Raw genomic sequence first — 14,442 nt, 5'->3', positions numbered from 1 at the left:
GCATTCGGGATGCTGCGCGGAGGTCGACAAATGAGTGAGAACACCCTGATGCGCGCCTGGAGCGCCGCGGAGAAAATCCCCGGCGGCAAGGCCCTGTTCCCGCAGGTGTTGCGCTTTGTCGTGCCCTACACCGCCAGCATCCACCCGCGCATCGTCGAGCTGCGGCCGGGCTTTGCCAAAGTGGAGATGCGCGACCGCAAGGCGCTGCGCAATCATTTGAGCTGCCTGCACGCCGCGGCCCTGTTCAATCTGGCAGAGTTTACCGGAAACCTGGCGCCGATGGCGGGGCTCTCGCCAAAGCTCCAGTTCATTCCGGTGGAGCTGACCATCCAGTATTACAAGAAGGCCCGCGGCACCATCACCGCCACCTGCGAGGCAGGCATTCCCGAGACCAGCGAGCGCATCGAGCACAAGACCCAGGTCCACCTGCACGACGAGGCCGGCACCGAGGTAGCTCGCGCCGACGTGAAGCTGCTGGTGGGGCCAAAAGCGAAGTGAAAGATGGTTTGGCTATCGCCCCTACACATCGCACGTCCCTAAGCCATTAATATTCCAGCAATTTTTTCCCCTTTCTATCGTAGCGCATTGAACTACAATGTAATACGTGTTGCCTGTGGACTCCTCCGTGGAGATCCCGCCACGGGAGGGGACAGAAGATGGAAGAGCTCAGTTCACACTTGCCGGTACCGACCCGGCAACTGCAATTTTGGGAAGTGCGCGAATCGGCGCGGGAAGTTCTCACCATTGAGACTCCCGATGGCTGGCGCCTCGCAGTGTCGAGCTACTCGCAACCGCGTTCGGGCGGTGAGGTCGTCCTCCTCTGCCACGGGCTGGCCAGCAACCGGCTGACTTTCGACATCGACCCCCGGTATTCGCTTGCGGCGCATCTGGCACGCGAGGGGTACGAGGTCTACTCACTTGAGCTGCGCGGGCACGGGCTGAGCCGGCCGCCGGCATCCAGCCAGGGACCGGTCTGGGGACACGGCATTGCCGAGCACTGCGAGCTCGACCTTCCGGCAGTCATCGACGCGGTCCTTGAGCGCTCGGGCCAGCGCGCGCTTCACTACATCGGCCACTCCATGGGCGGAATCGTGCTCTACGGCGCGCATGCGGTCGGTGCCGTTGACCCGGGCAAGATCAAGAGCGCGATCGCCATTGCCGCCTCGCTCGACTACAGCGGCACTCCCAGCGCATTCCACAAGATCGTGGGGCTCGCCCCGCTCAGTCACGCAATTCCCGCCGTGCCCGCCAAATTCCTCCTGATCCCGCTTGCCGAGCTCAGCCGCTTTTTCTCGTGGGCGCGTCTGGGTTCACTGGTGAACCACCGGAATGTTGAAATGAATGTCTACCGGCGCTTGCTGACCCTGGGGATACACCCGATCAGCTCGAAGGTGCTGCGCGACCTGGCAGGCGCAATCAACGGTCGGGGGATGCTCAGTAGCCAGGGCCGCCCGTATACCGAGCTGCTCGAAGAGCGCGGCTATGATTACCCGGTACTCTCCATGTCCGGGTGCGCGGACCTCCAGTGCCCTCACGAGGCGTCGGGCCGATTCGGAACGCACGAGCAGCGTTTCGGGCGCACCTATGGGCACACGCACGACTACGGGCACGAGGACCTGATCATGGGTATCCATGCGGAGAGGGAAACGTGGCCGGCCATTCAGGGGTGGCTCGAGTCAAATAGCCCGACAGGCCAGGTATAAAGCCCCGTTCCAGCAGACCCCTGAGCCCCATTCAGCTCCCCCTTCGCCTTTTCGGCGAAATCTTGCTATGAAACTCCCCGGAATGACGCGGCCCGGCATTGGTGGTTCGGGACCCGCGCGAGGCGCCCTCCAGGCTCTCCTGTGTCGGAGCGGAGACCAAGTGACCAGTCCCACACCCAGAAGCCCGGTGATCCGGGTGTTCGATTGCCACATCGCCCGCATTGCGGGCGTTTCAAGCGAGTCCCGCGCGGTGGATGGCTGTTACGAGTTCCTGCTCCTGCGGCGTTCGGCAAGCAAGATCTACGGCGGCGACTGGCGGATGGTGGGCGGCAAGATCGAGGCAGGCGAGAGCGCCTGGCAGGCCTGCCTTCGCGAGCTGGCTGAGGAAACCGGCTTCTCGCCGAAGCGGCTGCTGACCGTGCCCTACCTCAACCGCTTCTATGAGTGGGAGGCCGACCGGGTGAACGAGATCCCCGTCTTCGTCGCGGTGGTGGAGGAGAACACGCCGCAGCTCGACGACGAACACGACGGGCATGAATGGCTCGACATCGAGGCCGCCTGCGCGCGCCTTGCATGGCCGGGGCAGCGCGAGGGACTTCGCGCCGCGCTCGCGCTACTTACTGAGAACGAGGCCCTGCAACGGCACCTGGAGATCCCTTTGGACTCCAAGGCGCATCCCAAGGGCTGAGGCGAAGGAACGACAGAACATGGCAGCACCAGACAAGATTCCAGACACGGCCAGCATGATGCCCGATGTGCAGGGCGCGGCCGATGCAAGGCGCATTCCCATCAACCGGGTGGGCATCAAGGACATCAAGCACCCCGTGCAGGTCCAGGACCGCAGCGAGGGCGTCCAGCACACGGTTGCCGACTTCAACATGTATGTGAGCCTGCCCGAGCACTTCAAGGGCACGCACATGTCGCGCTTCGTGGAGATCCTCAACGGTCACGAGCGGGCAATCTCGGTCGAGAGTTTTCGCGAGATGATGACCGAAGTGTGCGAGCGCCTGGAGTCCAAGGACTCGCACATCGAAATGAGCTTCCCCTACTTCGTCGACAAGGCCGCCCCGGTCTCGGGCATGAGAAGCCTGATGGACTACCACGTCTCGCTCATCGGTGAGGTGAGGGACGGCAAGGCCTGCGACAAGCTGCGTGTGCTCGTTCCGGCGACGAGCCTGTGCCCGTGCTCCAAGAACATCTCCGACTACGGCGCCCACAACCAGCGGGCCCACGTCACGGTTACCGTCGAAACCAGCGACTTCGTGTGGATCGAGGAGATCATCGAGCTTGTTGAAAAGCAGGCCTCGTGCGAACTCTATGGCGTTTTGAAGCGCCCCGACGAGAAATACGTCACCGAGCGCGCCTACGACAATCCCAAGTTCTGCGAGGACTTCGTGCGCGATGTGGCAGCGCAGCTCGAAAAAGACGAGCGCATCCAGGCCTACACCGTGGAAGTGGAGAACTTCGAGTCCATCCACAACCACTCGGCCTACGCCATGATCGAAGTAGACAAGCGCACCCGCGACGCCAAGTAAGAATTTTCGCCACAGAGGACACAGAGCTCACAGAGAGAAAATGCGACACCTCCTGGTTGTCATCCTGAGCGAAGCGAAGGATCTCAACGTCATGGGGCTGGTTGAGATCCTTCACTGCGGCGCGTTGCGCCTTCTTTCAGGATGACAGCAGTTCCGGTGCTGGTCTGCGCACCCTCTGTGGCAATTATTCTGCAGTGGCCGAAAGCGCCGGGCGGATGCCGAAGCGCTTTGTTCCAAAGAGTGCCCAGGCGCCGACGATCACGATGGGTGCCGACAGAAGCTGGCCCATGGTGAAGGGGAAGCTCTCCGAGAGGGCCTGGTAGGCCTTGAAGTATTCGAGCAGGAAGCGCCCGCCGAAGTAGAGAACCAGCGTAATCAGCAGCTGGGAGCCCTCGGGCAGCTTCTTGTGGTAGCGCTTGTAGAACCAGTAGGTGAAGACCAGGCAGAGCACGCCGTGAAAGCTCTCGTAGAGCTGGGAGGGGTGGCGCGCGAAGTTCTCCTGGTGGTTTGCGAAGATGACCCCCCAGGGCATGTCGGTCGGCCGGCCCACGATCTCGGAATTGAAGAAGTTGCCGAGCCGCACCATTACCACCATCCACATGCCGCCGATGGACAGAACGTCGGCGTAGGCGAAGAAACTCCGGCCGCGTTTGCGGGCGACCAGGTACACCGCCGTGATGACGCCGGCGGCCCCGCCGTGGCTGGCCAGCCCCTGCCCGTAGGTAAGGGGATTGAGCAGTTGGAATGGATTGTCCAGCAGGTGGCGGGTCTCGTAGAAGATCATGTGGACCCAGTGCGAGCCCACCACGACGCCGAGAACCAACCATAGAAACATCGAGTCGATTTCCTCGGGATCTCCGTCGCGCCAGCTCCATGCCTGCTTGGCGGTTTGAAGGCCCAGCAGCAGGCCCGTGGCGAAGCAGATGCCGTAGTAGCGAATCTGGATGGGGCCAAGGTCAAAGAGGATCGGATCGATGTGCCAAACCATGTAGCGTCTCCCGCGCTCAGTTGAAGATGCGCCCCAAGGCTTACACGATCATTTCGGGAAAGTCTTCGCCCGCGTCGGAGCGGCCCGGGTGGGCTGCTTTTTTTCGGCGTTCTCGTGTAGCGTTGCGGCGCACCCGAGCGAGAGCCCATGCCGACCCAGCCGCTGACAGAGGAATACGAGCCGATCTCGGGCCGCGCAAAAGCGGCCTTTGCGCTGCTGTTCTGCCTGAACCTGGCGAACTTCATCGACCGCTGGTCACTCTCTTCATTTCTTCCGCTGATTTCCAGGGAACTGGCCCTCACCGACGCGCAGGCCGGAAGTCTGGGCAGCCTCTTTCTGGTCAGTCTGATGATGGCGAACTTCCTGCTCGGCCACCGGCTCGATCCGCTTCCGCGCTGGAAGACGCTCGGCGTGACCTGCATCCTCTGGTCCTGCGTCGCGGGAATGGGGGCGTTCTCCCCGAACTTCGCGTTCCTTGGCAGCACGCGCCTGATGCTCGGCGCAGCCGAAGCAATCTATTCTGCAATCGCACCGATCCTGGTGGCCGACCTGTTCCCCTCGCGGGTGCGCACGCGGATGATGGCCGCCTACGCACTGGCGGTACCGCTGGGATCGGCGCTGGGTTTCGGGCTCGGCGGCGTGCTGGCAGATGGCTACGGCTGGCGCGTCGGGCTGATGATTACGGGGTTTGGCTCAGCCCCGCGCGGCGTTCTGGCCCCGTTCATGCGCGAGGGCGAACACCCCGAGGGTGCGCGGCCGGCGGGGCACATGATGCGCTTTGCCCAGGCGATCAAGGAACTGCTCAAGGACGAACGTTATCGCTGGATCCTGCTCGGCAGCGCCGGGACAACCGCCGCGCTGGGAGCGCTGGGGATGTTCCTGCCAACCGACCTGCAACGGCGCTTTCTGCTCAGCGAGGGACAGGCCGGAATCGTGAGCGGCGCGCTGCTCGGGCTCACCGCGATCGTGGGTACCATGGGCGGCGGCTTTTTCGTGGAGAAGCGGGAGAAGACGCGCCCCTGGCTTCGCTACGATGTGACGGCAATCAGCCTGGCGATCGGCACGGCGCTCGGGGCGGGTTATTTCTTCAGTTCCGATCTGATCGTCGCGCTGGGCTTTCTGGCACTATCCATTGTCTTTATCTTTGTGCATGTCGGGCCGGTCCAGCGCGCGATTATTGAACAATCTCCGTCTCATCTGCGGGCCTGGGGTTTCGCATTTAATGTCTTTCTGGCCCACGCCATCGGCGATGTCTGGAGCCAGCCGGTCACCGGCTGGCTCTCTGATCTGGGTGTGGCTGCGGGCCTGAGCTCCGCATCGGCCATGCGGGATGCCCTCGCGATGGTGGCGATGCCGACCTTCGCGCTGGCGGCAATTGCGTTCTGGAGGGGTGGGCGCGTGGAACGGCGTGAGCAGGCTGCATTGTCAGGAAATTAGTTTATTGTTTCTTTCTCACGGGACTTCCAAGGCCCTTTCTGGTAATATCATACAACTCGATATTGGGGATATCCGTCGCAAGGGAAATGCGGCGGTGCACCGGACCGGGGACGTTCAGGGGAGTTCACGCGCGTGCCGTCATTGCACCGACAGCGGCAGGGATTGATCAAACACTGGAGCGAGATCGATCGCGCCATGGCGCCGGCGTTGATCATGCTTGTGATCACAGGAGCGAGCTGGGCGATTACCGCGGTCGCACTGCTCTCTCCCCATATCTCCCAGCACTACAACGTGCCCTTTGTTCGAGAATTCTACATACCCTGGCATCAACTGCTGGCTTGCGTTTGGATCGCTGAGATTGCCTGGGGACTCTGGGCGAGAAAACGCAGGGGCACGCATCCGGGTTACATCCTGTTCGTCGCGTTGACCTTTGCCGTGGGGGCTACCCTCTTTTGCTACTTCGCCGGGCTTTTCGTGGGCCCGTTCATTGGCGGTTACATCGCAGCGACTGTGATTGTTCTGATTCTGTTTGAGCCCCGCCCGGCTTACATCGCAGTGGGATTCAGTCTTGCATTGCTGATCGCGCTCTGGCTGGGGGAGGTTTTTCAGATCATACCCAGCTCTCCATTGCTGAAAAGCATCCCGCTCAACGATGGAGTCGCCGATGGCTGGTGGGTCGGAATGATCGGATCTCTATTGATTCTGATTTCGATCATCACGCTGGGACTGACAGCCGTCATGATTTCGCGGGAGCGGCGCAGCGAAGCGGCGCTCCTCTACCTGTCGGAGACCGATTTTCTCACCGGGCTGCGCAACAGGCGCGCGTTCCTGCGCGCCGCCCATGCGGAACTCTCCCGCGCGCAGCGACATCAGCATCCCATTGCCATGGCGATGCTGGACCTGGACCACTTCAAATATGTGAACGACGAACACGGGCATGATGCCGGCGACGAAGTGCTCGCCTGCGTGGCGGAAATCATGCAGAAGAGCCTGCGCGCCCACGACCACGTAGGGCGCTGGGGTGGAGAGGAATTCGTCCTGGTACTCTCCGATATTGAAGAGGGTGATGTGAGGGCGGTGCTGGAACGACTGCGTCTCCAGGTCGAGCAGAACCCGTGCGCGCTGGCCAAGGGCAAGTCCGTCAGCATTACGGTGAGCATTGGCTACACAATCATGACACCGGGCCCGGAACCCCTCGATGCCACTGAACTGATCTCCGCGGCCGATCAGGCGCTCTACCGTGCGAAAACCAACGGGCGCAACCAGACGGCGTATCTGCCCTTTGAACCGTCGGGCTCTGGCATGGTCCAGCAAGCAGGCTAGAGTAGCCTTCATGGCGGATCCCAAAATCGGCATCGCACTGGGAAGCGGCGGGGCCAAGGGCCTGGCGCACATCCTCATTCTCGAAGCCCTCGAAGAGGCCGGGGTGCGCGCTTCCTGCGTAACAGGCGCCAGCGCCGGCGCGCTCATCGGCGGGCTCTACTGCTCGGGCATTCCTGCGAAGAATCTGCGGGAGGTCATGGGAGATCTCTCCGGGGTTCGCCTGCGGAAGGAGGAATCCTTCGCGGCGCAGCTCACCGGTGACCTGCTGGGGCTGGCGGGAAAGCTCGACCTCGATCTGGGCAGCGGCGGGCTGATCAAGGGTGATCGTTTTTTTTACGGCTACTACGACCACATGCACGCGCGGCATTTTCACGAGCTGGACATCCCGCTTCGCGTTGTCACCGCCGATTTCTGGGCCCGGGAGCCTGTGATCTTTGAAAAGGGTCTCATCGGCCCGGCCATGCGTGCCACTGTGGCCATGCCCGGACTGCTGCCGGCTGTCCAGCACGAAGGGCGCGTCTTGGTCGACGGCGGCATGGTCAATCCTGTTCCCTTTGATCTGCTCGATGATGACTGCGATCTCACCATCGGAGTGAATGTGATGGGAAGGCGCAAGCCGGACGGCGAAGATGCCGAGCTGCCGGGCCTCTCCGAATCCGTCGCCAATGGCTACCAGATCCTGATGAACGCACTGCTACGCGAAAAACTCGAGCGCGGACGGCCCGACATCTTCATCGAACCCGACCTGGTCAACGTGCAGGTGATGGACCTCTACCGGGCAAGCGAGATCTACGAGCGCAGCGAACCTGCGAAGGAAGAATTCAAGCGCAAGCTCGGCGACGCGCTCAGCCTCTGGAGGGGCGAGCCCGGGTAAATGCATGCGGATTTTCGCGCCTCTGCCACAGGAGCGCCACGAAAGTTCGCGACAATGGATGCCGGTCATGGCAGCGAGGTGCGGCAGCGCCGCCCCGCAGAAGGAACCGGCAACCATGAACGCCAGTGCAGGTCGTGCCATCAGCGATTACCAGATCCAGTTTCTCTATCGGCCGGGAAAGCACCTCTCGCTCGGTCAGTTTGAGACCCTCGCCGGAGAGCTGCGTGAGTGTGCGGCGACCTGTTTCGAGGAAGTTCCCGCCTACCAGTGCCTGGTGGAAACGCGGGAGGCGCTCTCCGACAAGGTGTTGGCCGTGGCCTGGCGTCGCGACGGTCACATCGGCGGATTCTGTTCTGCTGTGCTTCTGCCAGTAGAAGGGGTGGGAGAGGTCTTTCACCTGGGACTGACCTGTGTGCGCCCCGAGGACCGCAGCGCCGGCCTGACGCACATTCTCACTTCGAAGGTTGCGGTGGAGTATCTGCTGCGCCGACGGCCGCTCTCGAAGGTATGGCTCACCAATGCTGCCTGCGTGCTCAGCAGCCTCGGCAACGTGGCCCTTCATTTCGACGAGGTCTACCCGGGACCGGAGTTCGCGGAGCGACCCGGTGAGACGCACCTGCGCATCGCCCGCGCGATCAGCGAAGACCATCGGGAAAAAATGTTCGTTCACGCCGACGCCCGTTTCGATGAAGACGCATTTGTGTTTCGCCGCGCCAACGCGGGCAACTGCTTTCAGAAAAAGGCAGAGGACACGCGCTTTCACCATCGCCGCGCCGATCTCAATGACTATTACAGCGGCCTGATGGGCTGGAGCGACGGGGACGTGGTGCTCCAGGTGGGATCGTTCAGCTTGCTGACGGGCGCGCGCTACTTTGGCAGTCGCCTGCTATCGAGTCTGCGCTCGCGCGGCGCAAAGGTCCGGGTGAGCGCCCGCCCGCACAAGGGAACGCAGGCGGCCTAGGCCTCTTCGGAGAGCAGGCCGCGAATCGCCTGCTCGATCACGCGGGCCCCTCCCTCTAGAACGCGGCGCTGCCAGATCGCGCTCGCCGGCGCGAAGACCTCACGCAGTTCCTGCTTGATCTCCTTGGCGCGCGGGCAATCCGCTCCGCCGTGGTGATGCAGCCAGTTCTCGGCCCGCGTCGCCCAGAAGACGCGCGTCGTGTCGTAGGTGCCGAATTCCTGCGCGAAGAAGGTGAGCTCGCAGCGCCCGGCCAGTTCCCGCCGGATCCCTTCATCGATGGTGCCGGGAAGCGGTGGGGAGAGCGCCTGCCCGCCGGCCTCGGCCTGGGCCTTCTCCCCATACCAGCGCTGCCCGCGTGCGAAGGCTTCGTCCGCGGCGTCCGCTTCGTAGAGCATCACGTAGTCGCCGAATTGGCCGAGGCCCGTGTGAATGTCGATCCAGGCGACCTGCGTTGCGCCGCGCAATTCCTCGCGCGCGATCTGGCGGATAATCCGCACGGAGGTCTGCTCTTCGCGGCCGCCAAAATAGATTCCCCCTGAATTGAAATACTGCCCGCAGGAAATGGCTTCCTGCAGGGCGCGTTCGCCGTATTCCTTCAGGTACATGGCAAAGCAGGCACGCGCCTGCGCGTCGGCCTGCGGGGAGAGGGCCTTGGGGTTGATGGCTGAATCGAGTGCTTCGTATCCGGAGTTGGCGACGTGGCCGCCAGGGTGTGCCACGAAGTTGCGGTTGAGATCGACGTTGCACTCATTGGCGCGTCGCAGGTGAGCGAAGCCGTAGGGGTTGAGCGCATGGATGAGCAGCACGCCGAAGGAGCGGGGCAGTTCGGGACCGCCGATGCGCTCTTTCAGAAACTGGATCTGAATGGCGCTGCCGGCAAAGCCCTCGACGCCGTGGATCCCCGAATCGATGACGAGCAGGCGGGCAGGGCGCTCGGCCCCCAGATAGGCGATGTCGATACTCAGTTCTTCCCCGGCGGGACCGGTTTCGCTGATGGGAAAGCTCCGGATTTCGGCGCCTGCCTTGAGAGCGGCGCCAATAAAGCGGGCGCGGGCCTCCGCGTAGTTCTCGCTGAAACACTCCGTGATTGGACCGGTCATGGTGCCTCCCCTGGCGGAGCGCAGGGTAGCCCGCAATTGTAAAGCTTCTGTGACGAGACGCCCCTGTGGTAGCGACCGGGCAGCTCTGCTAGGCTCTGCCCGGTGGAAGAGGCGCCGCGATGAATCGCGATCACACACTCGATACCCTGCGCGGGTTCTTCGTTCTCTACATGTTCTCCCAGCACCTGCTGATGGGGCCCTTTGCCGCGTCGGGCTGGATCTCGAACTACTCCTTCTATCCCCACGGCTGGGCCCCCACGGCGGCGGGCTTCATCATGATCTCGGGAATCGTGATCGGCTGGGGATACAGCCGGCTCTATCAAAAGAAGGGCTACGAGGCCCTCTCGCGAGCGGCGCGCGTGCAGGCGTGGAAGATCTATCTCACCCACATGAGCACCTTCCTGATTGTGCTGGTGACCGCGCAGTTCCTTCCCGCCATGATCGCGGGCGACGGGGGTTTCACCGTCATGGGGGAACACCCGGTCCGCCAGGGCATCCTCGCGGGCATGCTGCTCTACCAGCCGACCTTCTACGACATCCTGCCGATGTACTGCCTCTACCTGCTGATGACACCGTGGGTGCTGCGCTCTTTCCATGAACGCGGTCCGGCGCTGGCGCTCGGCATCTCGGCGGCCCTCTGGTTTTCGATGCAGGTGGGTGGGTTCTATCTGTTCGGTGTGATTCTTGAGAACGTGGAAGGCTCGAACCTCGGGCTGTTCAACCCGCTGGCCTGGCAGGCAATTTTCGTGGTGGGGCTCTACCTGGGATACAAGCGCCTGGATCCGAAGGGATTCCTCAAGGCCATCCCGCCGAAAGTCTTCGCGCCCGCCCTCGGGCTCGCGATCGTCGTGGTGCTGGCAGGACTGGCGACGCGCTGGGAGTGGTTCGGGCCGATCCCCCAGTGGCTGGCCACGGAACTGCGCTGGAAGACGATCTTCCCGCCTGTCTTTGTCATCAATTTTGCCGCGTTCTGTTTCGTTCTGGCCGTGATTGCCGGGCGTTTCCCCAATGCATTTTCCTGGCGGCCGCTGCGCTTTGTGGGAAAGCATCCACTGATCTGCTTTGCCTTCCACCTGGTGATCGTGATGCTGCTGCAGTCGGTGGAGGGCTGGATCGACGCTCTGAGTGAGCCCCGGCGGCTCCTCCTGATGGCGGCAGTCATCACGACGATCGCCTTCCCCGCCACGGCAGAGGAATGGTGGCAGCAGCGAAGGGCGCGCCCGGCTGTGCCTCCGGCAGGTCAGGCCGCCGCGTGAAGTGCTCGCTCTGCGAGGCGGCAGGGGCCGCTCTCTTTTTCCGGAAAACGGACCCGCATCTTGGAGAGCGCGACTACTTTGAGTGTGCAACGTGCAGGCTGGTCTTTGTGCCGGCCGCGCAGCATCTGGACGCGCGCGGCGAGCGCGCGGTCTATGCCGAACACGAGAACGACCCGGATGATCCGCGCTACCTCGACTACCTGCGCTCACTCGCCGATCCGGTGCGCGCGCATGTGCCGGTCCCGGCGCAGGGGCTCGACTACGGCTGCGGCCCGGGCCCGGGAATGGGAAGCGCGATGGGGGAGGGCTACGCGGTGACGAACTACGACCCGCTCTACTTTCTCGACGCAGCGCCGCTGGAGAAACACTACTACTTCATCACCTGCTGCGAGGCGGCCGAACACTTTTCGAATCCCCGCAAGGAGTTTGGGCGCCTCGGCGCGGCACTGGCACCGGGCGGGGTGCTGGGAATCCGGACGGAGGTCCCGCCCGAAGACTTCGGGAGCTGGTGGTATCACGGCGACCCCACCCACGTGAGCTTCTACAGCATTGCTACGATGGAATGGGTCGCCCGTTGGCAGGGGTGGCGCCTCAAGCAGGCGGCCGGGAATGTCTTTCTATTCCTGGGCGAATGACCCGGCGATGGCATGGCCTGCGATCCAGCTTGTCGTCCAGGCCGCCTGAAAGTTGAACCCGCCGGTGAGCGCATCGACGTCGAGCACCTCGCCGGCGAAGTAGAGCCCGGGCAGCAGCTTGCTCTGCATGGTACGGAAGTCCACTTCCTTGAGCCGCACGCCGCCGCAGGTGACGAACTCTTCCTTGAATTCGCCCTTGCCGGTGATCTCGAACTCGGCTGCGCCGAGCTCGCGTGCGAGATACTGCATCTGCTTCTTTGTTGCCTCGGCCCAGGTCTGCGTCGGCTCAATGCCGGCCAGCTCGCACAGGTTCTCCCAATAGCGCCGGGGCGCGTCGGGGTGGGGATACTTGCGCACGGTGCGCTTGGGGTGGGCGTCCTTTTCCCGGTGCAAAAACGCGAGCAGCGACTCCTCGTTCTCGCCGGGAATGAAAGAGACCAACAGACGCGCGCGGTATTTGCTCTCGAAGAGCGCGCGGGCGCCCCATGCCGAGAGGCGCAGCACGGCCGGGCCGCTCAGACCCCAGTGGGTAATCAGCACCGCGCCGGTCTCCTCGAGCGGCTTGCCGGCGCCGGCGCGAAGGCGCAGCCGCGCCTTGTCGAAGGAAACGCCCTGCATTCCGCGTAGCCGATCGTCGGAGATCTTGAAGGTAAAAAGCGAGGGGACCGGCGGCTCGATTTCGTGACCGGCGTCGAGCGCCAGCTTGAGGGCCGGGCGCGATCCGCCCGTGGCGAGCAGCACTGCCGCAAAATGCTCGGTCGTATCGTCGGAGAGGCTCAGCCCGATCCGTCCGTCTTCGGCCCGGGTGAGGGCCTTGATCCGAATGCCGATGCGCACGCGAACGCCGGCGGCGCGGGCCGCGTCTTTTAAGCAGTGAACGATGGTGCGTGAATCATCGGTGACCGGAAAGAGGCGCCCGTCGGCTTCGGTCTTGAGCTCCACGCCGCGCGCGGTGAACCATTCTGCCGTTTCACGCGGACCGAACCGGGTGAGCGGGCCGCGCAGCTCACGAGCACCGCGCGGGTAGAACTTCACCAGCTCGCGCGGGTCCTGCTGCGCGTTGGTCACGTTGCAGCGCCCGCCACCGGAGATGCGGACCTTGTCGAGGACCTTGTCGGAACCCTCAAAGACAATGACCTGCGACTTCACGCCCGCCTCGCGAAGGGCGTTGGCACAGGCGATGGCGCCGAAGTATCCGGCGGCGCCTCCGCCGACAACGGCAATCCGTTTGCGTGCTTCATTCACGTTGACTCACCCTTCCCGGCAGGTAGAGTGAAAATGCCGGGCCGCCGCGCGAAAACTTCGCGGCAAGGGGCACATATCTCGCATGGAAGAAGAGCTGACGCAAGCACAGATTGAGGAGCTGCGCGCCGACCTGCTCGCCCTCAAGGAGCAGCTCGAGGGGACGCTGCGCGGCACCCGCGAGAGCGCGCGGACCGTGGAACTCGACCAGCAGTCGGTGGGGCGCCTCTCGCGCATGGATGCCATGCAGCAGCAGGCCATGGCCAAGGCCAACCAGCAGGCCCAGGAAACCCGCCTGCAGCAAGTGCAGGCCGCGCTGCGGTGGGTGGAATCGGGCGAATACGGCCTGTGCCGGTCCTGCGAGGACGACATCGGCTACCGCCGCCTCAAGGCCCGGCCCGAGACGCCAATGTGTCTGAACTGCCAGCGCGAGCGCGAATCCCAGTAACTAGACTCCCGGATCGGCCAGCTCTGGCGGAATGACCCGGCTGAAGAGCACATGGCGCGCCAGCGCCGCGGGGCTTTTTGGCAGCCGCGCGCAGTAGGCCAGCAAACCCGAAAGCGTAGAAAAAGTCAGCTCGGCGCGCTTGAAGTTCTCTCCCTTGAAACGAAAGAAGTCTTCCTGGGCAAGGCGCTTCACGTGCGGATCTGCGCGGAAGGTTTGGATCTTTTCGAGCAGCACCGGGTAGTAGCGCACGTCTTCAATGGTCGCCCGCAGCGTGCGCGAGCGCGGGTGCGTGCCGGCGATGATCTGCTCGGTCTGGCGTTCCATCTCTTCGAGCCCGTCGGGGAACATCTGCAGGAGCTGCAAGTCATAGATCGGGTCGTGGTGGATGACCTGCAGCATGTGGCCGATGATCACGTCGCGTTCGGAAACGATGCCGATTGGATCGAGCATGGAGACCGGATCGTCGAGCCAGCGCAGGATCTGGTGAAACGTGAAGTTGATGTCGTTCTGCTGGTAGAAGTCGTCGCTGCCGGGAATCAGGAAATATCGGAACGTATCGAGCGCCCCCACGGCGAGCTGGGGCAGGGTGGGGAGTGTATCGATGTAGCCGAGTTCTTTGAGGCGCGTGAGCCGGCGGCGCAACTCTCCCCGGTCGCGCCAGGTGCGGAACGTCTGCTCGGCGCGCGAGATCTTTCCGCGAATCTCGGCCGGGCCGCCGATGGCCGCGCGAAGCAGTGCCACTGGCGAGGCACTGGTGCGATAGGTCTGGGTGGCTTCCATGAGTGTTCCCCTTCGCCACTCAGGTGAGAAACGGATTGACCCGTTTTTCCAGGCCGATCTTCGTCTCGGGTCCGTGTCCGGGGCACACGCGGGTGTCGTCGTCCAACGTGAGCAGCCGGCCCTTGATGCTTCGAATGAGCGCGCCCATGTCGCCGCCCAT

At 63.3% G+C, this 14,442-nt stretch carries 15 protein-coding genes; 11 read left to right on the top strand and 4 right to left on the bottom strand.

What is annotated here, in order from left to right:
* Positions 1–30: 30 nt before the first annotated feature.
* The 4 genes from KDH09_09690 (at position 31) to KDH09_09675 (ending at position 3,238) form a co-directional block, all read left to right on the top strand.
* Positions 31–498, top strand: a complete 468-nt coding sequence (locus KDH09_09690) for a DUF4442 domain-containing protein (GenBank protein MCB0219953.1) — start codon at positions 31–33, stop codon at positions 496–498.
* A gap of 179 nt (positions 499–677) precedes the next feature.
* On the top strand, positions 678–1,703 hold the full coding sequence (locus tag KDH09_09685) for an alpha/beta fold hydrolase (GenBank protein MCB0219952.1): 1,026 nt from the start codon (positions 678–680) through the stop codon (positions 1,701–1,703).
* A 160-nt stretch (positions 1,704–1,863) separates the two neighbouring features.
* Positions 1,864–2,391, top strand: a complete 528-nt coding sequence (locus KDH09_09680; protein MCB0219951.1) for an NUDIX domain-containing protein — start codon at positions 1,864–1,866, stop codon at positions 2,389–2,391.
* 19 nt (positions 2,392–2,410) lie between these two features.
* Positions 2,411–3,238, top strand: a complete 828-nt coding sequence (locus tag KDH09_09675) for a GTP cyclohydrolase I FolE2 (protein MCB0219950.1) — start codon at positions 2,411–2,413, stop codon at positions 3,236–3,238.
* A 184-nt stretch (positions 3,239–3,422) separates the two neighbouring features.
* Here KDH09_09675 and lgt read toward each other — a convergent pair whose 3' ends face one another.
* Positions 3,423–4,226: a prolipoprotein diacylglyceryl transferase gene (lgt, locus tag KDH09_09670; GenBank protein MCB0219949.1), complete on the bottom strand. Its 804-nt coding sequence runs from the start codon at positions 4,224–4,226 to the stop codon at positions 3,423–3,425.
* Positions 4,227–4,373: 147 nt separating this feature from the next.
* On the opposite strand from lgt, the gene KDH09_09665 reads away from it, so the two are divergent.
* The 4 genes from KDH09_09665 to KDH09_09650 all read left to right on the top strand — a co-directional run bounded on the left by KDH09_09665 (position 4,374) and on the right by KDH09_09650 (position 8,821).
* On the top strand, positions 4,374–5,663 hold the full coding sequence (locus KDH09_09665; GenBank protein MCB0219948.1) for an MFS transporter: 1,290 nt from the start codon (positions 4,374–4,376) through the stop codon (positions 5,661–5,663).
* A 132-nt stretch (positions 5,664–5,795) separates the two neighbouring features.
* Positions 5,796–6,986 (top strand): GGDEF domain-containing protein, encoded by a 1,191-nt coding sequence (locus KDH09_09660; GenBank protein MCB0219947.1) that lies wholly within the window; start codon positions 5,796–5,798, stop codon positions 6,984–6,986.
* Between the two features lie 10 nt (positions 6,987–6,996).
* Positions 6,997–7,860 carry a patatin-like phospholipase family protein gene (locus KDH09_09655; GenBank protein MCB0219946.1) on the top strand — a complete coding sequence of 288 codons (864 nt, stop codon included), beginning with the start codon at positions 6,997–6,999 and terminating at the stop codon, positions 7,858–7,860.
* Between the two features lie 67 nt (positions 7,861–7,927).
* Positions 7,928–8,821, top strand: a complete 894-nt coding sequence (locus tag KDH09_09650; GenBank protein ID MCB0219945.1) for a hypothetical protein — start codon at positions 7,928–7,930, stop codon at positions 8,819–8,821.
* Here KDH09_09650 and KDH09_09645 read toward each other — a convergent pair.
* The gene (locus tag KDH09_09645; GenBank protein MCB0219944.1) at positions 8,818–9,921 is read right to left on the bottom strand and encodes a M14 family metallopeptidase; all 1,104 of its coding nucleotides are present in this window, start codon (positions 9,919–9,921) and stop codon (positions 8,818–8,820) included. The two genes, KDH09_09650 and KDH09_09645, sit on opposite strands and share 4 nt — an antisense overlap.
* 119 nt (positions 9,922–10,040) lie before the next feature.
* Here KDH09_09645 and opgC point away from each other — a divergent pair, with 119 nt between their 5' ends.
* Both opgC and KDH09_09635 read left to right on the top strand, forming a co-directional pair.
* The gene (gene opgC / locus KDH09_09640; protein ID MCB0219943.1) at positions 10,041–11,177 is read left to right on the top strand and encodes an OpgC domain-containing protein; all 1,137 of its coding nucleotides are present in this window, start codon (positions 10,041–10,043) and stop codon (positions 11,175–11,177) included.
* A gap of 107 nt (positions 11,178–11,284) precedes the next feature.
* On the top strand, positions 11,285–11,812 hold the full coding sequence (locus tag KDH09_09635) for a class I SAM-dependent methyltransferase (protein MCB0219942.1): 528 nt from the start codon (positions 11,285–11,287) through the stop codon (positions 11,810–11,812).
* Here the strand turns inward: KDH09_09635 and KDH09_09630 are convergent.
* Positions 11,795–13,057: an NAD(P)/FAD-dependent oxidoreductase gene (locus KDH09_09630; protein ID MCB0219941.1), complete on the bottom strand. Its 1,263-nt coding sequence runs from the start codon at positions 13,055–13,057 to the stop codon at positions 11,795–11,797. The two genes, KDH09_09635 and KDH09_09630, sit on opposite strands and share 18 nt — an antisense overlap.
* Positions 13,058–13,139: 82 nt before the next feature.
* Between KDH09_09630 and KDH09_09625 the strand changes: the two genes are divergently transcribed.
* Positions 13,140–13,502, top strand: a complete 363-nt coding sequence (locus tag KDH09_09625) for a TraR/DksA C4-type zinc finger protein (GenBank protein ID MCB0219940.1) — start codon at positions 13,140–13,142, stop codon at positions 13,500–13,502.
* On the opposite strand, the gene KDH09_09620 is transcribed toward KDH09_09625, so the two are convergent.
* A complete protein-coding gene (locus KDH09_09620; protein ID MCB0219939.1) occupies positions 13,503–14,282 on the bottom strand; it encodes a hypothetical protein in 780 nt (259 codons plus the stop codon).
* Between the last annotated feature and the right edge of the window lie 160 nt (positions 14,283–14,442).

Source organism: Chrysiogenia bacterium (assembly GCA_020434085.1).
Taxonomy (GTDB): Bacteria; JAGRBM01; JAGRBM01; order JAGRBM01; family JAGRBM01; genus JAGRBM01.
The sequence above is the reverse complement of the archived record's forward strand: the minus strand, read 5'-3'. Positions and strand labels throughout refer to the sequence as shown.

Coding starts and splice junctions, on each gene's coding strand:
- KDH09_09645 (MCB0219944.1), bottom strand. CDS start 9,921: ATGACCGGTCCAATCACGGAGTGTTTCAGCGAGAACTACGCGGAGGCC.
- KDH09_09665 (MCB0219948.1), top strand. CDS start 4,374: ATGCCGACCCAGCCGCTGACAGAGGAATACGAGCCGATCTCGGGCCGC.
- lgt (MCB0219949.1), bottom strand. CDS start 4,226: ATGGTTTGGCACATCGATCCGATCCTCTTTGACCTTGGCCCCATCCAG.
- KDH09_09690 (MCB0219953.1), top strand. CDS start 31: ATGAGTGAGAACACCCTGATGCGCGCCTGGAGCGCCGCGGAGAAAATC.
- KDH09_09620 (MCB0219939.1), bottom strand. CDS start 14,282: ATGGAAGCCACCCAGACCTATCGCACCAGTGCCTCGCCAGTGGCACTG.
- KDH09_09625 (MCB0219940.1), top strand. CDS start 13,140: ATGGAAGAAGAGCTGACGCAAGCACAGATTGAGGAGCTGCGCGCCGAC.
- KDH09_09675 (MCB0219950.1), top strand. CDS start 2,411: ATGGCAGCACCAGACAAGATTCCAGACACGGCCAGCATGATGCCCGAT.
- opgC (MCB0219943.1), top strand. CDS start 10,041: ATGAATCGCGATCACACACTCGATACCCTGCGCGGGTTCTTCGTTCTC.
- KDH09_09650 (MCB0219945.1), top strand. CDS start 7,928: ATGGCAGCGAGGTGCGGCAGCGCCGCCCCGCAGAAGGAACCGGCAACC.
- KDH09_09655 (MCB0219946.1), top strand. CDS start 6,997: ATGGCGGATCCCAAAATCGGCATCGCACTGGGAAGCGGCGGGGCCAAG.